Source organism: [Haemophilus] ducreyi (assembly GCF_900109315.1).
In the GTDB taxonomy this organism is placed as follows: Bacteria; Pseudomonadota; Gammaproteobacteria; order Enterobacterales; family Pasteurellaceae; genus Haemophilus_B; species Haemophilus_B ducreyi.
Genome location: NZ_FOJC01000001.1, coordinates 133,475 through 158,025 on the forward strand (window position 1 = coordinate 133,475; position 24,551 = coordinate 158,025).

Annotated in this window: 24 protein-coding genes and 2 pseudogenes; 17 read left to right on the forward strand and 9 right to left on the reverse strand. The window is 37.4% G+C overall.

What is annotated here, in order from left to right; genetic code table 11:
• The first annotated feature begins 9 nt into the window (after positions 1–9).
• The 3 genes from BMX01_RS00645 (at position 10) to BMX01_RS00655 (ending at position 2,857) form a co-directional block, all read left to right on the forward strand.
• On the forward strand, positions 10–1,467 hold the full coding sequence (locus BMX01_RS00645; RefSeq protein WP_459551236.1) for a L,D-transpeptidase family protein: 1,458 nt from the start codon (positions 10–12) through the stop codon (positions 1,465–1,467).
• 178 nt (positions 1,468–1,645) lie between these two features.
• Positions 1,646–2,209 (forward strand): peptidoglycan L,D-endopeptidase MepK, encoded by a 564-nt coding sequence (locus BMX01_RS00650; RefSeq protein WP_064083330.1) that lies wholly within the window; start codon positions 1,646–1,648, stop codon positions 2,207–2,209.
• A gap of 18 nt (positions 2,210–2,227) precedes the next feature.
• Positions 2,228–2,857: an MBL fold metallo-hydrolase gene (locus BMX01_RS00655; protein WP_064082006.1), complete on the forward strand. Its 630-nt coding sequence runs from the start codon at positions 2,228–2,230 to the stop codon at positions 2,855–2,857.
• Here the strand turns inward: BMX01_RS00655 and BMX01_RS00660 are convergent.
• The 7 genes from BMX01_RS00660 to rsgA form a co-directional block, all read right to left on the reverse strand.
• A complete protein-coding gene (locus BMX01_RS00660) occupies positions 2,850–3,617 on the reverse strand; it encodes a choline/ethanolamine kinase family protein (protein WP_074647576.1) in 768 nt (255 codons plus the stop codon). The two genes, BMX01_RS00655 and BMX01_RS00660, sit on opposite strands and share 8 nt — an antisense overlap.
• Positions 3,614–3,991 carry a YcfL family putative periplasmic lipoprotein gene (locus BMX01_RS00665; protein WP_064083004.1) on the reverse strand — a complete coding sequence of 126 codons (378 nt, stop codon included), beginning with the start codon at positions 3,989–3,991 and terminating at the stop codon, positions 3,614–3,616. The genes BMX01_RS00660 and BMX01_RS00665 overlap by 4 nt, the downstream gene beginning before the upstream one ends.
• 1 nt (position 3,992) lies before the next feature.
• Entirely contained in the window at positions 3,993–4,355 is a 363-nt protein-coding gene (hinT, locus tag BMX01_RS00670) for a purine nucleoside phosphoramidase (protein ID WP_010944951.1), read from the reverse strand.
• Between the two features lie 77 nt (positions 4,356–4,432).
• Entirely contained in the window at positions 4,433–5,263 is an 831-nt protein-coding gene (locus BMX01_RS00675; RefSeq protein ID WP_064082004.1) for a metal ABC transporter permease, read from the reverse strand.
• Positions 5,256–6,113, reverse strand: coding sequence for a metal ABC transporter permease (locus tag BMX01_RS00680; protein WP_064082003.1), 858 nt, complete (start codon positions 6,111–6,113; stop codon positions 5,256–5,258). The genes BMX01_RS00675 and BMX01_RS00680 overlap by 8 nt, the downstream gene beginning before the upstream one ends.
• Positions 6,114–6,707: a ribonuclease HII gene (gene rnhB, locus BMX01_RS00685; RefSeq protein WP_064083003.1), complete on the reverse strand. Its 594-nt coding sequence runs from the start codon at positions 6,705–6,707 to the stop codon at positions 6,114–6,116.
• Positions 6,708–6,723: 16 nt separating this feature from the next.
• The gene (gene rsgA, locus BMX01_RS00690) at positions 6,724–7,752 is read right to left on the reverse strand and encodes a small ribosomal subunit biogenesis GTPase RsgA (RefSeq protein ID WP_064082002.1); all 1,029 of its coding nucleotides are present in this window, start codon (positions 7,750–7,752) and stop codon (positions 6,724–6,726) included.
• A gap of 517 nt (positions 7,753–8,269) precedes the next feature.
• On the opposite strand from rsgA, the gene BMX01_RS00695 reads away from it, so the two are divergent.
• The 6 genes and pseudogenes from BMX01_RS00695 (at position 8,270) to argH (ending at position 15,364) form a co-directional block, all read left to right on the forward strand.
• The gene (locus tag BMX01_RS00695) at positions 8,270–9,160 is read left to right on the forward strand and encodes a transcriptional regulator GcvA (protein WP_064082001.1); all 891 of its coding nucleotides are present in this window, start codon (positions 8,270–8,272) and stop codon (positions 9,158–9,160) included.
• 2 nt (positions 9,161–9,162) lie between these two features.
• Positions 9,163–9,846: pseudogene (yjjG, locus tag BMX01_RS00700) on the forward strand (pyrimidine 5'-nucleotidase).
• On the forward strand, positions 9,843–10,826 hold the full coding sequence (gene cysB, locus BMX01_RS00705) for an HTH-type transcriptional regulator CysB (RefSeq protein WP_064082000.1): 984 nt from the start codon (positions 9,843–9,845) through the stop codon (positions 10,824–10,826). The pseudogene yjjG and the gene cysB overlap by 4 nt, the downstream one beginning before the upstream one ends.
• On the forward strand, positions 10,827–11,471 hold the full coding sequence (locus BMX01_RS00710; protein WP_064081999.1) for a hypothetical protein: 645 nt from the start codon (positions 10,827–10,829) through the stop codon (positions 11,469–11,471).
• Between the two features lie 163 nt (positions 11,472–11,634).
• Positions 11,635–13,827, forward strand: coding sequence for a DNA helicase II (uvrD, locus tag BMX01_RS00715; protein WP_064081998.1), 2,193 nt, complete (start codon positions 11,635–11,637; stop codon positions 13,825–13,827).
• A 160-nt stretch (positions 13,828–13,987) separates the two neighbouring features.
• Positions 13,988–15,364, forward strand: a complete 1,377-nt coding sequence (gene argH / locus BMX01_RS00720) for an argininosuccinate lyase (RefSeq protein WP_074647578.1) — start codon at positions 13,988–13,990, stop codon at positions 15,362–15,364.
• Positions 15,365–15,435: 71 nt separating this feature from the next.
• Here argH and BMX01_RS00725 read toward each other — a convergent pair.
• Positions 15,436–16,740: pseudogene (locus BMX01_RS00725) on the reverse strand (SulP family inorganic anion transporter); the annotation flags it as partial.
• A gap of 322 nt (positions 16,741–17,062) precedes the next feature.
• Between BMX01_RS00725 and BMX01_RS00730 the strand changes: the two are divergent.
• The 5 genes from BMX01_RS00730 to pnuC all read left to right on the forward strand — a co-directional run bounded on the left by BMX01_RS00730 (position 17,063) and on the right by pnuC (position 21,992).
• On the forward strand, positions 17,063–18,019 hold the full coding sequence (locus BMX01_RS00730; RefSeq protein WP_064081996.1) for a RodZ domain-containing protein: 957 nt from the start codon (positions 17,063–17,065) through the stop codon (positions 18,017–18,019).
• A gap of 7 nt (positions 18,020–18,026) precedes the next feature.
• Entirely contained in the window at positions 18,027–19,136 is a 1,110-nt protein-coding gene (ispG, locus tag BMX01_RS00735) for a flavodoxin-dependent (E)-4-hydroxy-3-methylbut-2-enyl-diphosphate synthase (RefSeq protein WP_010944964.1), read from the forward strand.
• Positions 19,137–19,250: 114 nt separating this feature from the next.
• Positions 19,251–20,522: a histidine--tRNA ligase gene (hisS, locus tag BMX01_RS00740; RefSeq protein WP_064081995.1), complete on the forward strand. Its 1,272-nt coding sequence runs from the start codon at positions 19,251–19,253 to the stop codon at positions 20,520–20,522.
• A 36-nt stretch (positions 20,523–20,558) separates the two neighbouring features.
• Complete coding sequence (locus BMX01_RS00745; RefSeq protein WP_064081994.1) at positions 20,559–21,182, forward strand: YfgM family protein; 624 nt, start codon at positions 20,559–20,561, stop codon at positions 21,180–21,182.
• 126 nt (positions 21,183–21,308) lie between these two features.
• Positions 21,309–21,992 carry a nicotinamide riboside transporter PnuC gene (gene pnuC, locus BMX01_RS00750; RefSeq protein WP_064081993.1) on the forward strand — a complete coding sequence of 228 codons (684 nt, stop codon included), beginning with the start codon at positions 21,309–21,311 and terminating at the stop codon, positions 21,990–21,992.
• 85 nt (positions 21,993–22,077) lie between these two features.
• On the opposite strand, the gene purD is transcribed toward pnuC, so the two are convergent.
• Positions 22,078–23,361, reverse strand: a complete 1,284-nt coding sequence (gene purD / locus BMX01_RS00755; RefSeq protein ID WP_064081992.1) for a phosphoribosylamine--glycine ligase — start codon at positions 23,359–23,361, stop codon at positions 22,078–22,080.
• Between the two features lie 248 nt (positions 23,362–23,609).
• On the opposite strand from purD, the gene rpsF reads away from it, so the two are divergent.
• Genes rpsF through rpsR form a run of 3 tightly spaced genes read left to right on the forward strand, consistent with a single transcriptional unit; the run spans position 23,610 to position 24,535 of the window.
• Positions 23,610–23,984 carry a 30S ribosomal protein S6 gene (gene rpsF / locus BMX01_RS00760; RefSeq protein WP_064081991.1) on the forward strand — a complete coding sequence of 125 codons (375 nt, stop codon included), beginning with the start codon at positions 23,610–23,612 and terminating at the stop codon, positions 23,982–23,984.
• On the forward strand, positions 23,959–24,333 hold the full coding sequence (priB, locus tag BMX01_RS00765; protein WP_064081990.1) for a primosomal replication protein N: 375 nt from the start codon (positions 23,959–23,961) through the stop codon (positions 24,331–24,333). Before rpsF ends, priB begins: the two co-directional genes overlap by 26 nt.
• Positions 24,308–24,535: a 30S ribosomal protein S18 gene (rpsR, locus tag BMX01_RS00770; RefSeq protein WP_005598105.1), complete on the forward strand. Its 228-nt coding sequence runs from the start codon at positions 24,308–24,310 to the stop codon at positions 24,533–24,535. Before priB ends, rpsR begins: the two co-directional genes overlap by 26 nt.
• Positions 24,536–24,551 lie beyond the last annotated feature (16 nt).

The window sequence follows — 24,551 nt, forward strand, 5'->3', positions numbered from 1 at the left end:
CTGTTTTTTATGTTCTCTCATGTGGTAATCTCATCAGCACAAAATACGGATTTACCTCAAGTAAGTTTTAAGGCACATCTAGCACGATCGGCTAAATTAGCTAAGCATGTGGAGTATCTTGTTGAACAAGAACAAGCCAATAAGTTAGAGAACGCGAAACTAAAAATACAAGAAACGATCGGCGATAATAAATTATTTTTTAATGAAGCAACAGCTAAAATCTATTCAGATCGTGATTTTCATGCGTTATGGCAAGATAAAAAAGCAGAACAGCAATTTATTAAAGAATATACACTTTTGGCTGTCAGTGGTGTATCGGATCAATCAGCTAAAGCATTACAACAGATTCTGAATCAACCAGCAGGTTTAGTACGGGAGATATTACTTACAGATAGTTTTTTAGATTATCTTTATTATAGTCAAAATGTTGCTAAAAATGCTAATCAATGGCTATATAATTTAGGTAGTTATCATCCAACATTGCCCGCTGATGATCTCATTGAACAATGGGTAGCGGTCATTAATAATAATAAATTGGCAGAATTTGTACAAAAATGGGTGCCGACTAATCATCTTTACCAACAAACAAAGAAAAAAATATTTGAATTAGCCAAAGCGCAGCAAGCAAAAGCAGGGAATAACAAGACGAATACGGCTAAAAAAACGGTCAGTGAAAAAGCTAATAATTTAACTTTATTCTATAAGTTAGCCTTGAATTTACAACGGTTACGGATTATTCCAACATTTAGCAATGGTATTTTCGTCAATATCCCGAGCTATCAACTCTTTTATTTTCGCGATAATCAATTGGTATTACAATCCAAAGTGATTGTGGGGCGTAATGATCGTCGTACTCCTGTTATGTATAGTAAGCTGAGTGATATTGTTGTTAATCCTCCTTGGTATGTGCCAACGAGTATTTTCACTAAGGATCTTATTCCGAAGCTTGCCAAAGATCCTAGCTATGCAGAGCGCTCAAGTTTAGAAATTATCGATAGAAGCGGTAATAAAATTAGTGCTGAAAGCGTAGATTGGTCAGAATATCTCAATGCTCAAACGGTGCCGTTTCGTGTTCGTCAAAAGGCAGGTGAGGATAGTGCATTAGGTCGTTTTAAATTTAATATGCCAAGTTCTGATGCCATTTATTTACACGATACACCTCACCGCAGTTTATTTGCCAATAAGAACCGAGCATTAAGTTCAGGCTGTGTTCGGGTTGAACGATCTGACGATTTAGCGACTATTTTATTAACCGAAGCAGGTTGGAGTGCAGAAAAAAAACAAAATGTACTCGCTAGTCAGAAAACCGTCTCTGCTCCTATTTTGTCTGATAATCCAGTGTATTTATATTATGTTACCGCTTGGGTAGAAAAAGGTAAGATTTATACTCTGCCTGATATTTATCAATATGATGTTAGCTTGCCTAACACAGAAATTGATTGGGCTAAACTGATAAATGTGATCTAACTCACAAATTTATAAGCTTCTAAAAGTAACGCTTGCTTGTTCTGCTGTTATTTCTTAGAGTGAGCTATAAAGGCTTATGATATAAAAAATAAGCCTTTTTATATGGTTAATAGCCAATTGTTTGGATCCGAATAATTGGCTATTAATCATTACTCGTGAAAAATGAGGAACATAAATCATGGAGCAAATTAATGTACAGCGCCGCAAGTGGTTATCACTTGGCGGTATTGTGCTGGGCGCGAGTCTTTTGCCTACTCAAGTTATGGCGGCGCTTTCTACCCCAACGCCACTTGCATTACGTTTTCGTAATATTAATACTGGCGATACTTATGCGGCTAAATTTAGCCATCGTAATGGTAGCTTATCTGCAACAGATTTAAACAAATTAAATTATTTAATGCGTGATCGGCATACAAATCAATTGAAAGAGATTGATCCGATGTTATTTGTCAAACTTAATCAAATTCAACAACGTTTAGGGTTTCGTAATGCGGAAATTTTAGTCTTAAGTGGTTACCGTTCTGCTAAGACTAATGCGAGAATGCGTCGAGCGGGCCGTGGCGTGGCGAATAATAGCTACCATATTCGTGGACAAGCGGTAGATTTTCGTATTTCTGGCGCACCGTTAGCCAAAGTCAAAATGGCAGCGGAAAGTTTAAGAAACGGTGGCGTTGGCTATTATCCTCACAGTAATTTTGTGCATATTGACACTGGCCCTGTAAGAAAATGGCGAGGAGTTTAAGTTAAGCTATCTTATTTTATGTTTAATTTACAGATTATTCCGGTCAGTCCCTTTCAGCAGAACTGTTGTGTGATTTGGGATGAAGATAAAAATGCGGTCATTATTGATGCAGGTGATGAAGCAGACAAAATTATTCAATTTGTAGAATCACAAGATTTAAAACTGCAGAAATTATTGATCACTCATGCACATTTAGATCATATTATGGCTGTGGAGAAAGTACGCGATCATTTTGGTGTTGAAGTGTATGGTTCGCACATTGATGATAAGCCATTATTTGAGCAATTACCGCAGATGTGTCAAATGTTTGGTATGCCGCCGGTTAAAAGTTTTTTACCAGATCATTGGCTAGCGGACGGAGATGTAGTACAAGTAGGTGCCTTAACATTTAATGTAAGGCATTTACCGGGCCATGCGCCAGGGCACGTTGGTTTTTTTGATTTTGATAATAAAATTATCTTTAGTGGCGATGTATTATTTAAAGATAGTATTGGCCGAACGGATTTATATATGGGTAATTTAGCGGTCTTATTAGCAAGTATTCGTAGCAAAATATTTGATTTGCCTGATGATTTTATTATTGTCGCAGGACATGGTAGCCATACTACTGTTGGGCGAGAGAAAATGTATAATCCTTTCGTTAAGTAATCGCTTCACTTAAGGCGTACCAAAGTTGACTAAGTTGTTGAATGGCAGGAGTGTATTCTGCCATTTTTTGTTTGAATAATTGTTCATTCAAATTTATTTTCGATAAATAGGCCGTTAAAAAAAATGGTTTTTGGATGGAGTTGAGCGTATTTGCTTGAAAAAATAATGCGATCTCTAATGCAGGATCAGAAATAGCGCTGTATTCCCAATCAATAATAAATAACTGTTGCTGATGTTGGATTAGATTTGCTAAATGTAAATCATGGTGGCAAATGGCTAATTGCAAAGGCTCGATTTTCTTGAACGGCGGGCAAAAATTAAGTTGATGTTGTTGGGAGGGCGTGAGCCTATCCCATAATAATTGACAGCGTTCTGCTAGTTGTAAAATGGGGCGCTGTTTTGGTAATGGATAAGCGTGCAATGTTGCTAGCTGTAAGGCTAATTGCTCTAGTAAATCGGGATCAAATGCAGTGGCAGGTTTGCCTTCTAACCACGTTAATAAACTGCTGTTTGCGGTTTGATAATAGACTTTCGGTGTAAAGGGTAGGGAGTCAAGGTGCTGTAGAATATAGGCTTCTTGTGCATAATTAATAGCTAAAAGTGTAGCACGAGCGCTTTGTTGGCGAAAAATAAATTTTCGTTGCCCATCATTCAATGGCGTTGAAAGTTCGACCATTTGGCTACAAGCGGTTAAACCTGCTAATTTTTTGCGAAAAATAACCGCTTGTGAATGTTTAGTTAGCCAAGTTAATGCATTCATCTAGGTGCACGTAAGTAAAAGCGGTAGTTGACGCTTTCATTATTCGGTCGGCGCAGTTCAATTTTATGCGTTTGCGAAACGGCCAGCGGTAATTTTTCCCATGGGCTGGTGATAGGATCATTCCGCCACGTTTGGCCCACACCATTAGCATCATACCAAACCAGCGTATAAGCTAATTCAAGTGGTTTTGGGCTATTATTTTGGATGTTAATATACTCATTTTTTGCTTCAACGTTAACAAGTTGTGCAATGGGTGCTTCAATATTAACAATAGGGTCTGATTTTCCATTAATATAGCTATTAGGATTGGTGCCACAAGCGCTCAATAATAAGGCAGAAATAGCAAATGGAAGTAAATATTTCACTATAATCATATTATTCACTTAACATTTTACCTAATGGTTTACCGCCTACTAAATGCATATGGATATGGAAGACTTCTTGCCCGCCATGTTTATTGCAATTCATAATCAGTCGATAACCGTCAGCTGCGATACCTTCTTGTTCTGCAATTTGAGCCGCAACAGTAAATAAACGACCAAGTATCATTTCATCTTCGGTTTTTATATGATTAATGGTTGGAATTAATTTATTGGGTACAATCAAAATATGTGTCGGAGCTTGTGGTGCAATATCACGGAAAGCGGTGACTAAATCGTCTTGATAAACAATATTGGCTGGGATTTCTTTACGGATAATTTTGCTGAAAATGGTTTCTTCATAAGGGGTATTTGACATAAAGTATCCTTAAGTGAGTTATATTTGCTGAATATGAAATTTATTTTCATATGTTTTTACTGATTTTGCAAAAAATTTTACCGCTTAGTTTGTTGTAACTGCCCTTTAATGACTACGGCGATAAAAATTAAAGATTGAATTAAAATAATAGTCGGACCGGCAGCTGAATCAATATGATAGCTTAAAATAGTACCTAATATAGATGAACTAATTGCCACTGCGAGGGCAATCACGAGCATTTTGTCAAAGCGATTTGATAATTGATAAGCAGTAATACCCGGGGCAATGAGCATTGCGACAACTAAAATAACACCGACTACTTGCATTGCGCTGATGATCGTTAATGCTAAGATCGACAATAAACCATAATGAAGCCATTTTACGGGTAAACCAATCACTTTGGCGTGGTTAAGATCAAAACAATAGACTAAAAAGTCTTTTCGTTTAAATAACATCAAAGCGAAAGTAATGATACAAATTATCACCGTTTGTATAAATTCAGGCGTTGTTACCCCAAGTAAGTTACCAAATAATAGGTGAGTTAAATGCTGTTCTGAAGGTAATGCGGTAAAAAGTACAATACCTAAGGCAAAAAGGCCTGCAAACATAATACCCATCAACGTATCTTCTTTTATGCGGCTATTTTCTTTTAGATAACCAATAGAGATGGCACAAAATAAACCTGAACTAAAGGCGCCAATAGCCAGTGGCAATCCTGCAAGATTCGTAACCACAACGCCGGGTAGCACGGCGTGTGAAATAGCATCTCCCATTAAGGACCAACCTCTTAGAATTAAATAGCAAGATAATACCGCACATACTGAAGCAACAAGTACGGCAGTTAATAATGCCATTTGCATAAATTCAAACTGAAAAGGCTCGCTAAACCATTTAATTAAATCAGTCATTGTGGGTCACCTCTAAACGTTTTCGATACTGTGAGAGCAAGCCATATTTAGGAGAAAAGCAGAAAGTAAATAAAAAGACTAAGGTTTGCAAGCAAACAATTAAGCCTCCGGTTGCGCCATTTAGGAAATAGCTAAGGTAAGCGCCTAACATACTTGTTAAACCGCCAATCAATGCTGCAATAATCACCAAGCGAGGAAAGCGGTCAGTTAATAAATAGGCGGTTGCACCCGGCGTAATTACCATCGTAATGACCAAAATTGCACCAACAGTTTGTAAGGCAACAACGACACAAGCACTCAGTAAAGTAAAAAATAAGATTTTATAACGGAAAGTAGAAAGACCTACGGATGCTGCGTGATGTTCATCAAAAAAAGTCAACAACAAATCTTTCCAAAATAAGAGTAAGCCAAGTAAAGAAGCGCCGATAATGATGATGACTTGCCATAGATCTCCATCAGCAATGCCTAGAATATTGCCCATCACAATCGCATTTACATCAACAGAGGTTGGATTGATGGAAACAATAAACATTCCAAGTGCAAAAAAAGTGGTAAAAACAAAGCCAATAATGGCATCTTCTTTAATTTTAGTTACACTTTTTACCCAAAGAATAGATAAAGCGGCTAAAATACCGGAGACAAATGCACCTAATACATAAGGAAGTTTCAATGCATAGGCAATCGCCACGCCTGGCACTACAGCATGTGAAAGTGCATCACCGATTAAAGACCAGCCTTTGAGCATTAAAAAAGCAGACAGAAAAGCACAAACCACGCCAACCGCCATACTAACAAAAATCGCTTTTTGCATATAGTTGTATTGGAAAGGTTCCAGTAATAGTTCTAACATTTATAACCCTAATATCTTTCGCACAGGTGCAAAACTTTTACGATGAAAAGGCGTTGCACCAAATTGTGCCAGTTTTTCAATATGTAGTTTAGTTGGATAACCTTTGTGTTGCGCAAAACCATATTCAGGAAATTGTTGATCTAAGACTTGCATCTCATGATCACGAGCAACTTTGGCTAAAATAGATGCAGCACTGATTTCAGCAACTAAACTGTCTCCTTTTACGATCGCTTGAGCGGGCATATTTAGCGAGGGAATACGATTGCCATCGACTAGCACAAAATCAGGTTGAATAGTTAATGCGTTAATGGCACGTTGCATAGCTAACATCGTAGCATGCAGGATATTTAATTGATCAATTTCTTCAGCTTCGGCACGACCTAATGACCAACAAAGTGCTTTCTGTTTGATTTCTGTGGCTAGTAATATACGTTTTTTCTCAGACAATTTTTTAGAGTCCGCTAAACCTAAAATAGGCTGTTGTGGATCTAAAATAACCGCTGCCGTGACTACGGCACCGACTAGTGGACCTCTGCCGACTTCGTCCACTCCTGCGATTAAGTTCGCATTATGATAAATGAAATTCGCTCTCATTTCCATTTTTTTACTTTTAAGTTCTGAAATGCCGTTGGCTTTTGGTTTCATCACGACTTTCAATAAGGCGATGATAGTTTTCAAAGCGAATTGGATTTACCAGCCCTTTTTCGACCGCGTGTTTAATCGCACAACCAGGATCGGTGTTATGTTTACAATCACGGAACTTACAGTTGCCTAATATAGTTTGAAACTCACGATAACCTAAAGTGATTTGCTCAGGGGTTAAATGCCATAAACCAAATTCACGAATTCCCGGGGAATCAATTAAATTACCACCTTGAGGCAGATGGTATAAGCGTGAAGCGGTGGTTGTATGTTGTCCTAAACCAGAGATATCACTGATGGCACCAGTAATTGCATGTACTTCTGGCAGTAATTGATTAATAAGGCTTGATTTGCCTACTCCTGATTGTCCGACAAAGATTGACGTGCCGTTGGCAAGATAGCGGTCTAATTTATCCATATTTTCCCCCGTGTTGGCGGATAGGCATAAGGTCTGATAGCCAATGTTTTCATAGATTGCTAGTTGTTGTTGGACATGTTGGCGTTCTTGTTCGGATAAGAGATCTATTTTATTTAACACAATTAATGCAGGAATACCGGCATTTTCACAAATAACTAAATAGCGGTCGATAATATTCAGCGATAAAACGGGCATAACTGCAGAAATAATAATAATTTGATCGATATTTGATGCCATTACTTTAATACCGTCATAGTAATCCGGGCGACTTAATTCATTATGGCGTGGATGAACCGCCTCAATTACACCGCTGATTCCTTGTAATTGCTGACTACCTTTCCGCCAAGAAACGTGATCGCCCACGACCACATTTTTTAATGTACGGCGTAAATTACAGCGAATGATCTCACCATTTTCATCTTCTACATCCGCGTGTTTGGCGTGGCGGGTGACAATAGTGCCAGCTTGTATTTCGCCTAACATATCATCTTGCCATTCAAATTCAGAACGAGTGATTTTCTTATGGTGATTAGCGTTAATTCTACGTTGTTGATTTTGGGTGAGTCTATGTTTGCTCACAGGACTTCTCTTAATAATAAAAATGAGGTAAACAGAATACTATAAATTGCGTTGCTTATGTAGTTTAATTAATGTGGTGATTTGTCAATCTTAGGTAAGATAAAGATAAAAAATTATCTTTTTTTAAGAAATATTTAACAAATGGAGTTGGATATGTAGCGAGATTTTTCTATTCTGCTACAATAGTTAAAATTTAAGTAAAAAAACCGCCTAAATTAGGCGGTTAATAAACCAAAAGGTTTAAATATACAGGAAGTGAAATGAGTAACTTAATTGTTACTCTAGTCTAGTTGCCTAGACCAATATGCAAACACAACATCATACTTAAATTTGAAATAGATGGATTTAATAGCATTAAAGAACACGAATAAACACTAAACTATTTCAGTCCCTTTAAGTACAACGTGATTATAGAATTTTCTTTCACCTGCAACAAACTAAAAATTTTAATTTTTATAATCAAAAAAAATAATGAAATAGTTAATCGGCATCTCAATATAAGGGCTTGAACAATTTTATGAATAAGAAACTTCCTCCGCTTAACGCATTAAAAGCCTTTGAGTCAGCCGCTCGTCATTTAAACTTTACTAAAGCGGCAGATGATTTATTCGTCACTCAAGCTGCGGTAAGTCATCAAATTAAATTATTAGAAGACTTTTTAGGCGTACCGTTGTTTTATCGTCGTAATCGTCTTTTAGAATTGACCGAAATAGGACGGCAATATTTTGAAGAAATCCAACCGCTTTTTCAACAAATTGCGCTATCGACTGAGAAAATAAAATTAAAAAATAGCAGGCAAATTTTATCAATTAGTACCACACCTTCTTTTGGCATGCATTGGCTAGTGCCTCGTTTAAATGAATTCCATCATAAATATCCTGATATTGAAATTCGTTTAGTTACAGCCGCTCAAGACGAAGGATTGTTAGGTAAAGATATCGATGTTGCTATTTATTATGGTAGTGGTAATTGGCAGAATTTAGAAGCGGTTAAATTAGTACAAGCGCGTATTATGATTTTAGCCTCGCATGAATATTTACAACGAAATCCAATGACTAAGCCTGAAGATTTAACCGGTAAAAATTTGATCCATGTTTGTTCACATACTAAATGGAAACAGATGGTTGAATATCTTCAGTTAACTAATGTAGATACTGAATCTGGGCCGATGTATTCTAATACCTCAATGGCCATACAAGCGGCTAAACATAGCCAAGGTGTTGTTGTGGCTAATTGCATTTTAGCTCAAGCTGAAATTAACGAAGGCTCTGTTATTGAACCTTTTGCAACGGAAGTTTACGATGAAAAAGCCTTTTATGTTGTATATCCAACACAAATGTCAGATATTGTGAAAGTTCAGCATTTTGTTGAATGGATTACTCAAGAAATTGAAGGAAATTATAAATAATGATGAAATATGAGTTGGTGTTATTTGATGCGGATGAAACATTATTTTCTTTTAAAGCGTATATGGCGTTGAATATAATGTTAAAACGTTATGCCATCGATTTTAGTCAGGCTGATTATGATGCCTTTCAAGCGGTGAATAAACCACTCTGGATTGCCTATCAAAATAATGAAATTACTGCAAAAGATATTCAAATGCGCCGTTTTGCAAAGTTATCGGCACAAACGGGTATTGATCCTTTAGTGCTTAATCAACAGTTAATGGCTGAAATGGCATTAATCAGTAAGCCTTTATCCGGTGTTATTGAGATGCTAAATGAATTATATGGCCAAGTGAAAATGGGCATAATTACCAACGGTTTTACTAAATTACAGCAAAAACGTTTACAAAATACCCATACAGCACATTTCTTTGAAATAGTGGTTGTTTCAGAACAAGTTGGAGTGGCTAAGCCTGATCGCCAGGTATTTGATTATGCTTTTGAATTAATTGATGGATATGATCGTACCAAAGTACTGATGGTTGGTGATACATTAGCTTCTGATATTTTAGGCGGTCATAATGCCGGTTTTGATACTTGTTGGTTTAATCAAACACAACAACACAATTAAACCGCGATTCGCCCTACCTATGAGATTAGTTTAATTAGCGAGTTAGTTGAGATAGTAAAAGGAAATAGGCTATGAAATTACAGCAGTTACGCTATATTGTTGAAATAGTCAATCAAAATTTGAATATTACTGAAGCAGCTGAGGCGCTTTATACTTCACAGCCGGGTATTAGCAAGCAAGTACGTTTATTAGAAAGTGAGCTTGGAATTAATATTTTTGAAAGAAATGGTAAGCATCTTAAAGGATTAACTCCTGCGGGTGCAAAAATTGTGTCAATTGCGCGTGAATTATTAGTAAAAGAACAAAGCATTAAATCAGTCGCTGAAGAACAAACCTGTCCTAATTATGGCATGTTGCGGATTGCCACGACTAACACACAAGCTCGTTATATGTTGCCGAGTATTATCGAAAAGTTTAAGGCTAAATATCCCGCCGTGAGTTTACATGTATGTCAAGGTTCTCCAAGCCAAATTTATGATGCATTGATGGCGGGTGAAGTTGATTTAGCGATTATCACGGAAGCACAATATCTTTTTGAAGAGGCAATTTTATTGCCTTGTTATTTATGGAATCGTTCAGTGATTGTTAAACCAGATCATCCATTAGCCAAGTTTGCGAACCAAAGCCATCATTTAACGGTCAAAGAACTGAGCCAGTATGATTTAATTACATATACTTTTGGCTTTACAGGACAATCTGATTTAGATCATGCATTTAATAAAGCCGGTATTGTGCCGAAAATAATGCTTACAGCGACGGATGCTGGTGTGATCAAAACGTATGTTCGTTTGGGATTAGGCGCAGGCATAATGGCCTCAATGGCCTATACTGCGAGTGATCATGATTTAGTGGCAATAGATGCTAGCCATTTATTCCAGCCAAGTATGACGCAAATTGCATTTAATCGTGGGACTTTCTTACGTAATTATATGTATGATTTTATTAATTATTTTTCGCCACATTTAACCAAAATGCAGGTTGAAAAAGCGGAACAATTACGTGATAAAAATGCAATTTTGTGCTTATTTGAAACGACTCAATTAGAGGAAAAATAGATGAAATTTTGGCAAAAATTTAGCGTGTTATGTATGACAACGTTAGGGCTTAGTTCAACTGTTTTAGCAGAAGATTACAATATTAAATACAGCTCAAACTATTTAATGCCTGCCTATGTACACTTCAAAAATGAGGAAGGTCAATATAGTATTCAAGCTAAGATTAACGTGCCATTATATAATATTACTTTTTCTGCCAAAGGCATTGAACATAATCAACAATTTCATATGTTAAGTTATCGTGATATGCGTAACGATAAAACGTATGCATTAGCAGAGATTGATTCAACGCAGATTAAATATGGGAAAGCGAAAGGGCCGTTGGCGGAAGAAGCGCTCACTATGCCAACCTTTGATTTATTTACGTTAGCTTTTCAATTAAGTTATTACGATAAGTTACCGGAAAATTTTCAAACAACGAATGGTAAAAAATTATATCCAACGCTGAATGTTAATTTGAAAAAAGATCAAAAACAGATCAAAATTAAAGGTCAAGTATATCAAGAAATTACGTATAGCTTTATGACGAGCGATGATAAAATGGTGGTGGTAAAAAAATACGAAGGTGAGAAATTCCCTCGTTACATTTCTTACCACCGAGATGGCGATAAATATGAATTAACCTTTGATCGCTTTGTGAAGTAAATTAGGGAAGAAGCGGTCGAATTTGCACAATTTTTGGCAAATTCGACCGCTTTTTTATTTTATTTATCGGGTTTGATGAATTTAAGTTTAGCGGATAGTAATCGCTTTGATCTATAATACCACTCACTGTATAAATGTGCATTGATTAGCGTATGAGGCAAGTATGGATTTTTCTTTATTATTAGATGGGTTGAATGATAAACAACGGCAGGCAGTTTCAGCACCTTTAGGTAATTATTTAGTGCTTGCAGGGGCAGGCTCTGGCAAAACGCGGGTATTAACGCATAGAATTGCTTGGTTAATGAGTGTTGAACATATATCAGAAGCGAGTATTTTAGCGGTCACTTTTACCAATAAAGCCGCAGCTGAAATGCGAAACCGTATTGAATATACCTTATCAATGAGTAGCCAACATCGTTTATTTGGTATGTGGGTGGGGACTTTCCATAGTATTGCACATAGGTTGCTTCGTTCGCATTATCTTGATACAAATTTGCCACAAGATTTTCAAATTATGGATACAGAAGATCAATTACGGTTACTAAAACGTTTATTGAAGTTACATAATTTTGATGAAAAATATTTCCCACCAAAGCAAGTCGCTTGGTATATCAATGCACAAAAAGATAAAGGAATGCGGGCAAAGGATATAAATCACCATAACGATGCTAATGAGAAAAAGTTAATCCAAATTTATCAAATTTATCAAGAGGCTTGTGATCGTGCAGGTTTATTAGACTTTGCTGAATTATTAATTCGTGCTTATGAATTATTTAAAAATAACCGAGTGATTTTAGAGCGTTATCAACACCGCTTTCAGCAAATTTTAATTGATGAATTTCAAGACACTAACCATATTCAATATGATTTGATTCAGCTACTTGCGGGTAAAACCGGCAATGTGATGATTGTTGGTGATGATGATCAATCCATTTATGGCTGGCGAGGTGCACAAGTTGAAAATATTCAACGCTTTTTGCAAGATTATCGTCAAGCACAAACAATTCGTTTAGAGCAAAATTATCGTTCTACAGGCCATATTCTGGCATCAGCTAATCAATTAATTGCCAACAATAATGACCGCTTAGGCAAAAATCTTTGGACAGATAAAGGCGACGGCGACCCCGTTGATATTTACTGTGCATTTAACGAATTAGATGAAGCGCGCTTTGTTGCATCGCAGATCAAGCAGTGGAAAGAAGAGCAAGGTAGCTTAAATGATTGTGCGATACTTTACCGTAGTAATAGTCAATCACGCGTCATTGAAGAAGCCTTAATTCAGGCGAATATTCCTTATCGAATTTATGGCGGAATGCGTTTTTTTGAACGGCAAGAAATTAAAGATGCGTTAGCTTATTTACGTTTGATCAGCAATCGTGATGATGATGCAGCATTTGAGAGAGTAATTAATACGCCGCCAAGAGGCATAGGCGATCGCACATTGGAAGGATTGCGTCAATTGACTCGTAGCCGGCAAGTAACGCTATGGCAAGCGGTTCAAATTGCTATTCAAGAACAACATCTCTCTGCGCGTGCTGTCTCCGCATTGTTGCGTTTTGTTGAACTGATTAATGCGCTTGAGCAAGAAACCACGCAAATGTCACTCTGTGAACAAACTGATTTTGTGATTAAAACATCAGGTTTATACGAGATGTATAAACAAGAAAAAGGCGAAAAGGGCGAAGTGCGGATTGAAAACTTAGCAGAGCTTATCACTGCCACCAAAGAGTTTTGCAAGCCTGATGAGGCAATTGAGCTATCAGATCTGACCGCTTTCCTAACGCATGCATCACTAGAAGCGGGAGAAAATCAAGCATCACTGCACCAAGATTATGTTGAATTAATGACATTACATGCAGCAAAAGGGCTAGAGTTTCCAAGAGTCTTTATAGTGGGAATGGAAGAAGGCCTTTTCCCTAGTGGCATCAGTTTTGATGAAGGTCGATTACCAGAAGAACGTCGTTTAGCTTATGTGGGTATCACGCGTGCTAAGCAAAAACTTACCATTAGTTATGCAGAATTACGCCGCTTATATGGCAAAGAAGAACGGCATATCGCTTCCCGCTTTATTGCTGAGTTGCCTACTGAACACATTCGAGAAGTCCGTTTGCGCGGCAGTATCAATCGTGCTGCAAGTTTCGCGCAATCTGCCGCTCATTCATCAATAAAAACAACCGCTAATTGCTTAGCTGATAGTGAGTGGCAAATGGGGCAAAAAGTCAATCACGCTAAGTTTGGACAAGGCACGGTGATTAATGTTGAAGGTAGTGGTGATGCGACACGGTTACAAATTGCTTTTGCTGGCAATGGAATTAAATGGTTGATCGCCAAGATGGCAAATTTAGTCAAGTTATAACCTTATTACTAGCTAATTTATTCAACCGCTGAGTGCGTATCAGTAAATTAAAAGGCTTTGTGTAAATAATTATTGAAAATTTTTGCATATTTATGCAAAATGATGCGTATGTAGAGGTAAACATAGCTTTTAATGTTAGCAGACAGAAAAGGAACATAATATGGCACTTTGGGGTGGGCGTTTTCAGCAAGAAGCAGATGCAAAATTTAAATTTTTCAATGATTCATTACGTTTCGACTATCGTTTAGCGTTACAAGATATTGATGGCTCAATTGGTTGGGCAAAGGCCATTACGGCGGTTGGCATTTTAACTGAAGCAGAATGTGCCAAATTAGTGGATGCCTTAAAAACATTACGCGCGGAAATTGAACCTAATATTGCAATTATTTTACGTGATGCAGCTGAAGACATTCATAGTTGGGTAGAATCTAAATTAATTGAAAAAGTCGGTGATCTAGGTAAGAAATTACATACTGGCAGAAGCCGAAATGATCAAGTGGCATTAGATATGAAAATGTGGTGTAAAGTACAAGTAATCGTTTTACAGCAATGTATCCGTAACTTACAGCACAAATTAGTGGCAACGGCTGAAGATAATCAACAAACAATAATGCCCGGTTATACCCATTTACAACGAGCACAGCCGATTAGTTTTGCACATTGGTGTATGGCGTACTATGAGATGTTAGAACGTGATTACACCCGCTTAACAGATGCTTATCAGCGTATGCATACCTGTCCATTAGGTTGTGGTGCATTGGCGGGAAGTGCTTATCCTATTGATCGGGATCAGTTAGCACAAGATCTTCATTTTGAGATCGCTACCCGTAATAGCTTGGATTCAGTGTCAGATCGTGATCACCTGCTAGAGTTACTTGCCAGTGCATCAATCAGTATGGTGCATTTGTCACGTTTTGCAGAAGATTTGATTTTCTTTAATAGTGGCGAATCTGCTTTTTTAGAATTATCTGATCGTGTTACGTCCGGTTCTTCTTTAATGCCACAAAAGAAAAACCCAGATGCTTGCGAATTAATTAGAGGCAAATCAGGGCGCGTATTTGGGGCATTGTCTGGCTTATTAACCACACTAAAAGGCTTGCCTTTAGCCTATAATAAAGATATGCAAGAAGATAAAGAAGGGATTTTTGATGCGGTCGAAACTTGGCAGGCCTGTTTAGAGATGGCTACTTTAGTTTTAGAAGATACTAATGTTAATGTTGTGCGCACGAGTGAGGCTGCCCAACAGGGCTATTCTAATGCAACGGAATTAGCGGATTATTTAGTGGCTAAGGGTATTCCATTTCGTGAAGCGCATCATATTGTTGGTGAAACAGTTGTTTATGCAATTCAACAACGTAAACCCTTGGAAGCATTATCTGTAACAGAATTTAAACAATTTCATTCAGTTATTGATCAAGAGGTTTATGCCATTTTTTCTTTACATTCTTGTTTGGCAAAACGCAGTGCTAAAGGCGGTGTTAACCCAAACCGTGTGAAAGAAGCTATTGAAGTAGCGAAGCAACATTTAGCAAGTTAATCATTACATAAATAAGCGGTTGAATGATGTAAAATTATGCTTTAATTCAACCGCTATTTAATTTACCTATCTTAGATCCGGCGACTGTGTTCGACTGTAATATGGCTAGCGTGCCCGATTTCCTGATTATTGTAATCTGATTTAAAACCTTTTAAATAAACCCGAATGTTATTTTCTCTTGAGGTAATGTTGACAAAGTCTTCAATTAATTCTAAAACATCTGAAGCAATATAAGTGGTTTGTGTGGCATCAATAATTACTTTGGCATTGGGATGAATATTTTTTAACGTTTTTTTGATGGCGGCTTTATTTAGAAAAGACACTTCTTCAGCTAATCTTATTTTTATATAGTTGGCATTGGCTAATTCTTCTCGGCTCAAATAATAGGCACGTTTCATATTGCCTTGTAGAATAAATAAAATACTGATGATTAAGCCTAAGCCAACTCCTTTTAATAAATCCAGCGCAACCACTGCGATAGCGGTCGTTAGAAAAGGGATAAATTGATAAAGTCCTTTTTGCCAAAAATGCTGAAAAACAGCCGGTCGTGTTAATTTATAACCAACTAAAATAAGTACCGCAGCTAAGGTTGCTAATGGAATTTGATTAAGCATAGTCGGAATAGTCAGTACACAAACTAACAATAACAGCCCGTGCAATATACTTGATATTTTATGGGTTGTGCCCGCATTTGCGTTTGCAGAAGATCAAACAATCACAGCAGTAATCGGTAATCCACCCATTAATGCTGAAACTAGATTACCTATACCTTGCGCTTTTAATTCTTGGTTGGTATCTGTAATGCGACGCTTGCTATCTATGCGATCGGCGGCTTCAATCGACAGTAATGTTTCAATTGAAGCGACTATTGCCATCGTTATGCCTGTGCTCCAAACTATCGAATAATGAAAACCCGCCCAATCAGGAAAATAGAGCAAGTCGCCGATTTCCGCCCAACTGTGTGCGATAGGCAGTTGCACCAGTTGACTTTCAGGTATGGCTAAAGGTGTACCGGCAAACAACTTATTCAAACCGATACTCATGATTACGGCGATCAAGGCGGACGGCAACATTTTTATGCTTTTTAATGTTGCAGAGCGCTCCCAACCAAGCATCATGAGTAACGACAATAAAGAAATAATTAATGAACCTAAATGGATATTGATAAAACTTAACGATAATTCATTAAATAAATGTTTATTACCAAAAGCATAAGGCAATTGAGAAGTAATAATTAAAATACCAATACCGGCTAACATTCCTTCAATCACTGCAATCGGAATATAATTAGTAATGCTTCCAGCCCGCAACGACCCTAGTATGATTTGAATGACCGCGCAGATGATGCCCGCACATAAAAATAATTCAAAACGACCACTCCAGAAGCAAAGTTCTGTTTAAATAAGCGACAACTATTTTTATCGAGAATCATATTAGAAACCATTTGTGTTGATCAATCCCTTAACACACAATCAATGTGTTATACCAATAATCAAATATTTTAATCACTTTGTCGTGATAAACTTTGGCTTATATCAGAGATTTTAAAGTTTCTGAGCCTATTTGCAAAAAGTTTCATAAATTTAAGCGCTTATTCTAAAAAAATTGTATGAATTTGCTTGTTACGATTGCAAAACAGGCGTTACATCTTTAAACTCCTTACTAATTTTGTGTCACTTTTTAATGAAGAGCTTAGTTATGACTGAATCAATTAATCCAAAGCAAGAAAATCAAGCCAAACATTCGTTAGGTCACAAATTAAAACAAGCCCGTGAAGCACTAAACTTAACTATTGAAGATGTTGCAAAAAAGACGAATTTAAAAAAATCACATATCGAAGCATTAGAAAACGATATTTTTATTTTACAGAATGTTGCGCCAACTTTTGTGCGTGGTTATGTACGTAACTACTTACGTTTCTTACGTTTGCCAAAGGAATGGGGTGATAATGTTAATTATGGTGAAGTGATTTTACCTAAAGAAGTGAGCAATATGGCTTCAGCTACAACCACAGAGCATAAATCACAAACAAAATGGGTAAAATCAATTACGGTATTAATTTTACTTGCGGCAATTAGTATGACATTACTTTGGTGGTGGCAAGATTATCAACAAGAACAAAAAAGTAGAGAACAATTTGTTAATAATGTTACCCAAGAAGAGCCTAGTGCCTTGCTAACAGCGTTAGTAGAACCTGAACAGCCGTCAACGCTTGAGGCAAACATAGCAGAACAATCGCAATCTTCTGTCAAGACCGAATTGCATTCATCACCACCGAGTACGACTCTTGGCACAATAGAAGCCTTGGATGAACCGGTTAATATTTTACAGCAAATTAATCCAGAAGTTGCGGCAGCAGACGCGATTAAACCATCATTGCCTGATACTCAAGAGGTTGCAACGAGCAATGACGAATTGCGTATTGAAATTACAGGCAAAGAAAGTTGGATCGCCGTTAAGGTTCCGAACAGTAAAAAAAGCCTAGTAGAAAAACTGTATGCAAATGGTGAAGTATTAACGTTTAATGGCAACGAACAATATCACCTCACTATCGGCGCGCCAGCAAATGTAAAAATTTATTATAAAGGCGAGCCCGTACTCCTTAAAATTGATGGGCGAGTCGCGCGAATTAAATTACCTCTAGTACAACAGTAACGAGAAAATGTTAAAAGAAGTTCCTATTAAACGTCGTCAATCGACAAAAATTTATGTTGGTAATGTGCCTGTGGGAGGCGATGCACCAATTGCAGTCCAATCTATGACGAATACTCGTACTACAGATATTGAAGCGACTATTGCTCAAATTAAAGCGCTTGAGCGAGTGGGCGCCGATATTGTACGGGTATCTGTGCCAACAATGGATGCAGCAGAAGCGTTTAAAGTGATCAAACAACAGGTAAATGTGCCATTAGTGGCAGATATTCATTTTGACTATCGAATTGCATTAAAAGTGGCTGAATATGGCGTGGATTGTTTACGTATTAATCCAGGAAATATTGGTAATGAAGAACGTATCCGAGCCGTAGTGGATTGTGCCAAAGATAAGAATATCCCCATTCGTATAGGCGTAAATGCGGGATCATTAGAACGCGATTTGCAAGAAAAGTATGGTGAGCCAACACCACAAGCCTTATTAGAATCAGCACTTCGACATGTAGAGATTTTGGATCGTTTTAATTTTGATCAATTTAAAGTAAGTGTTAAAGCATCGGATGTCTTTTTAGCGGTCGAATCTTACCGTTTACTTGCCAAAGCGATTAAACAACCCATTCATCTAGGCATTACGGAAGCTGGAGGGGCACGTGCAGGATCAGTTAAATCCGCTATCGGGCTAGGCTTATTATTATCCGAAGGGATCGGCGATACGTTACGAGTTTCATTGGCGGCGGATCCTGTTGATGAGGTTAAAGTCGGCTTTGATATTCTTAAATCGTTGCGTATTCGTTCACGTGGTATTAATTTTGTTGCCTGTCCAACGTGTTCTCGGCAAGAAATTGATGTGATTGCAACCGTAAATGCATTGGAACAGCGTCTTGAAGATATTTTAACTCCGATGGATGTATCCATTATTGGTTGTGTCGTAAATGGACCAGGTGAAGCATTAGTGTCTGATTTAGGGGTAACGGGATCGAATAAAATGAGTGGTTTTTATTTAGATGGCGTTCGTCAAAAAGAGCGGTTTGATAATGATAAGCTCATTGACCAGTTAGAAGCTAAAATTCGTGCTAAAGTGGCACAACAGCATCATCGTATTGCAATAGAGCAAATTTAAATTTAGTAGTACGGAATATATTTATTTAATAACATGCAATTTTAAGGCAAAATCGCCCGCTTGCATGTTATTAAATAAATATATTCCGTTGTTTGTATAAAAAAGGAAAGATCAGTGGCAAAAACAATTCAAGCAATTCGTGGTATGAACGATTGTGCAACAACAGAAAGCCCATTATGGCAATGGGTAGAAAGCAACGTCCGCAATGTATTGGCTAGTTATGGTTATTCTGAAGTGCGTATGCCAATTGTCGAAAGTACCCCGCTTTTTGCTCGAGCCATCGGCGAAGTGACGGATGTTGTTTCAAAAGAAATGTATACTTTTTGGGATAATGATGAACAACTGACACTCCGGCCTGAAGGTACAGCCGGTTGCGTGCGTGCAGCGATTCAGCATGGTTGGATTTATAATAATGAACAACGTTTATGGTATATGGGACCAATGTTCCGCCATGAACGACCTCAAAAAGGTCGTTATCGTCAATTTCACCAAGCAGGCGTAGAAGTTTTTGGTATTGCTAATCCAGAAATTGATGTAGAATTAATTCTCTTAACTGCCCGCTTATGGCAAGCATTAGGCATTGAACAACACCTTTCTTTGCAATTAAACTCCATTGGTTCTTTAGCTGCTCGTGCTAATTATCGTACAGCATTAGTAGATTTTTTAGCAAATCATACCGCGTTAATGAATGATGAAGAAAAAGAACGTTTAGTTAAAAATCCATTAAGAATTTTAGACACTAAAAACCAAGCTTTGCAAGCAGTGTTAAATGATGCGCCTAAGTTATTAGATTATTTAGACGAAGAAAGTCGTCAGCATTTTGCACAATTATGTCAGTTGCTAGATGCAATGGGGATTCGTTATGAAGTCAACCCAAAATTAGTACGCGGTTTAGATTATTATAATAAAACAGTATTTGAATGGGTTACCTCTGCCTTAGGTTCGCAAGGTACCGTTTGTGGTGGTGGGCGTTATGATGGCTTAGTTGAACAACTTGGCGGATATGCAACCCAAGGCGTTGGTTTTGCAATAGGATTAGAACGCTTAGTATTACTCGTTCAAGAAGTAAATAAAACGATGAGCTTGCCAAAAGCGGTTGATATTTATCTTGTTTATGCTGGCGATAATACAACGTTAAAGGCATTTCAAATTGCTGAGCAAATTCGTAATGCATTACCGCAATTACGCGTGATGACACATTGTTCAGGCGGTAATTTTAAGAAACAGTTTAAACGTGCAGACAAAGTCGAAGCTAAAATCGCATTGGTTATTGGTGAAAGTGAGCTCGCTACGCAAACAATAGTGCTAAAAGAGTTACAAAACAGTAGCGAACAGATCAGCATCGATCAAGCCGATTTACTTGCAGAATTATCAAAACGTTTTTAAGCGATACAGCATTAAAACTACAACAAAGGAGATTGTATGAGTAATGAATATTTAAATAAAACAGAAGAACAGCAGTTTGAAGAAGCAAAAAATTGGTTTAAAGAAAATGGCACGCCAATTTTAGTGGCGATTGTTATTGCTTGTTGTGCGACTTTTGGTTGGAATTTTTGGAAGAATCATCAATTACAAATTGCACAAAAAACGTCAGAAAATTATCAAGCGGTCATGGAAAGTTATTTACAAGCGCCTGAAAAAAATCAACCGCTATTAGTTAAATTTATTGAAGATCATAAAGCATCAAGTTATGCTACTTTCGCACAATTAGAACAAGCCAGACAAGCTGTTGATAAAGCAGATTTTGCGACAGCCAAAATTATTTTAACTGATGCATTAACTAGCACAACCGATATGACTTTACAAGCGGTGATCCGTTTCAGATTAGCAATGGTTGATTTTCAATTAAAAGAATATGATACGGCGCTTGCAACTTTAGCACAGCTTAAAGAGCCTGCTTGGGAGCAACGTAAGCACTTATTAAGGGGGGATATTTTTGCGATAAAAGGCGATAGCGAGCAAGCTAAACAAGCTTATAAACAAGCGCTAGCCTTAGCCGATGAGCAAGATAAATTATTGATTGAAGTACGTTTAAATAATTTATAATTTTAATAAAAGGATTGCGAAAGCGGTCCTATTTTTTCATTTTAAGTAAATATGTAATTTATATTTTACATCTTGTGTTTTTTTTAGCAAAATTATTCGGAATTATATTACATTTTAAGGTGGGGTATGAATAGATATATAGTTTACAATTTTATTAAACAAGAAATTAGCGGTTGGAAGCCCTTTGAAGTTATTTGGTTGCTATTTTTTATCGCGGCGCAAATTTGGGCTTATATTCAATCCCCTGATTCAGCGCTAGCAATGATCTCTGGTATAGCAGGATTAATTTGTGTGGTGTTAGTCAGTAAAGGCAAAATAAGTAATTATTTCTTTGGTTTAATTTTTGCCTATACTTATTTTTATGTTGCTTGGGGCAATAATTTTATCGGTGAAATGAACAGCGTACTTTATGTCTATTTACCGGCTCAATTTATTGGCTATTTTGTTTGGAAAGCAAATTTGCAACAAGATAGCAAAGGCAGTACTGCCGTGATTGCTAAGTCTTTAAGTTTAAAAGGTTGGATAATTTTACTGTTGGGGATTACAGTATCGACCCTGTTATTTATTCAGGCGTTAAAGGTTGCGGGCGGAAGTTCAACGGGCTTAGATGGTTTGACAACCATAACCACATTTACTGCACAGCTACTTATGATTTTACGTTATCGTGAGCAATGGATTTTATGGATTGCCTTAAATATATTATCCATTTTGCTATGGGCAGAAACCCCTGCAATGTATCTAATGTATGTAGCTTATTTACTCAACTCATTGTATGGATTATACAATTGGAGTAAATTACAAACATCTTAACTTATTACAACAAGCGGTCACTTTTATTTGTTAAAATGGAAAAAGTGACCGCTTATTTAAGCGGATAACATCGCCATTAATTATGTTATGCTTTTTCGCGCTGTACGGCACGATAACCAATATCGGCACGATAGAAACGCCCTTGCCAATTAATTTGTTCAGCCAATTTCAATGCTTGTTGTTGAGCTTCATACACTGAATTACCTAAAGCCGTTGCACATAATACTCTACCACTATTAGTGACTAATTTACCCGCCTTTTCTTCGACACCCGCTAGAAAAACCTTGTGTGATGGAGTTGTAGTGGGAATAGCGGTAATTTCATCGCCCTTGCGATAATCTGCAGGATAGCCTTCAGCTGCTAATACAATGCCTAATGCAGCTTGCTTACACCATACTGATTTAATCGTATCTAACTTGCCTTCACAAGCTTTTAAGCAGAGTTCGATTAAATCTGATTCCAAACGCATCATAATCGGTTGTGTCTCTGGATCGCCAAAACGACAGTTAAATTCAATCACTTTAGCTTGGCCATCAGGCATAATCATTAAGCCAGCATATAAAAAGCCAGTATATGGATTATTTTCAGCAGCCATACCGCGTACAGTCGGATAAATAATCTCTTCCATAATTCGATTATGAATAGTGGGTGTAACAACAGGTGCGGGCGAGTAAGCCCCCATTCCACCCGTATTTAAGTCTGTATCGCCTTCTCCAACACGTTTATGATCTTGTGAAGTTGCCATCGCTTCCACATTTTCACCGTCTACCATTACGATAAAACTAGCTTCTTCGCCATCAAGAAATTCTTCGATCACGACACGGCTACCGGCATCGCCAAATGCATTGCCTGATAGTATATCTTTTACCGCTTCTTCTGCTTCAGTTAATGTCATCGCCACAATCACGCCTTTACCCGCAGCTAAGCCATCTGCTTTAATCACAATAGGCGCGCCTTTTGTTTTTAAATAAGCTAAAGCGGGCGCTATTTCAGTAAAATTTTGATATTCAGCCGTTGGTATTTTGTGGCGCGCTAAAAAATCTTTAGTAAAGGCTTTTGAACCTTCTAACTGAGCGGCTGCTTGTGTCGGACCAAAAATCTTTAAACCATTTGCCCTAAAAGCATCAACAACGCCAGCGACTAAAGGTGCTTCCGGGCCTACAATTGTCAAGCCGACCGCATTTTCTTTTGCAAAGGCTACCAAAGCGGTGATATCTGTGCTTGCGATTGCAACATTTTCAATGCCTTCTTCTCTTGCCGTTCCTGCATTGCCGGGTGCAACAAACACTTTTTTAGCAAGTGGAGATTTACGGGCTTTCCAAGCTAATGCGTGTTCGCGACCGCCATTACCAATAATTAAAATATTCATTTAGACTTCCTATATAACTGAGTTAAAAGCAAACGTTTGCGTAAGTTTACTATATTTGAATGCAATCGCATAGGTGCGATTGGTAAAGTAATCACCAAATTTGCCCACTTTTTTCGCTTAAATTTTACTTGCTTGCAAGTGTTAAATCTGTATAATTCTGATATTCAGTCACATTTATTTTTTAATCCTTGCTTCCACAAGTTGGTGACTGGCTAAAGTTGGAGGCTGCTAACCCGTAAGGATAGTCAATGCGTCACTACGAAATCGTTTTTATGGTTCATCCAGACCAAAGCGAACAAGTACCAGCAATGATTGAACGTTATACAGCGTCTGTAACAGAGGCTGGCGGTCAAGTTCATCGCTTAGAAGATTGGGGTCGTCGTCAATTAGCATACCCAATCAATAAACTTCACAAAGCACATTATGTGTTAATGAATGTAGAAGCACCTAAAAGTGTAATCGATGAGTTAGAAACTAACTTCCGTTATAACGATGCAGTTCTTCGTAACTTAATCGTTCACACTAAAGCTGTAGTAAAAGAAGCTTCATTAATGGCGAAAGCTAAAGAAAGCAAAACTACTGAAGTGGTAGCTGAAGTTGAATCAAAGGAAGCCAGCGAATAATTCGCTAATTGATAATTGCTTAACGTTAACTGGTATTGTCGCTAGCATAGTTAAGCAAAGCCAAAGCCCACTAGGTATTCCAAATTATAGTTTTTGGCTTGAACATCGTTCAAATAAAATGGAAGTTAATTTAGAACGGCAAGTGTGGTGTAAAATCCAAGTGATTTTAAATGGCTATCAATTTAGTTTAATAACCCAACAAATTAAGCTCGGTGATAAAGTAAAAATATCTGGTTTCATTCATACTCATAAAGATTATAATGGGTTATCGAAATTAGTGCTACATACCGAACAAATTGAATTTATAGATCAGGAGAAGCCAAATGGCACGTTATTTCCGTCGTCGTAAGTTCTGCCGTTTCACAGCGGAAAATGTTGTTGAAATCGATTACAAAGATATCGCTACATTAAAGAACTATATTTCTGAAAGCGGCAAGATTGTTCCTAGCCGTATCACAGGTACTCGTGCGAAGTATCAACGTCAATTAGCTCGTGCAATTAAGCGCGCTCGTTATTTAGCGTTACTTCCATACACTGACAATCATCAGTAATAGAGAGGTCGAGTAC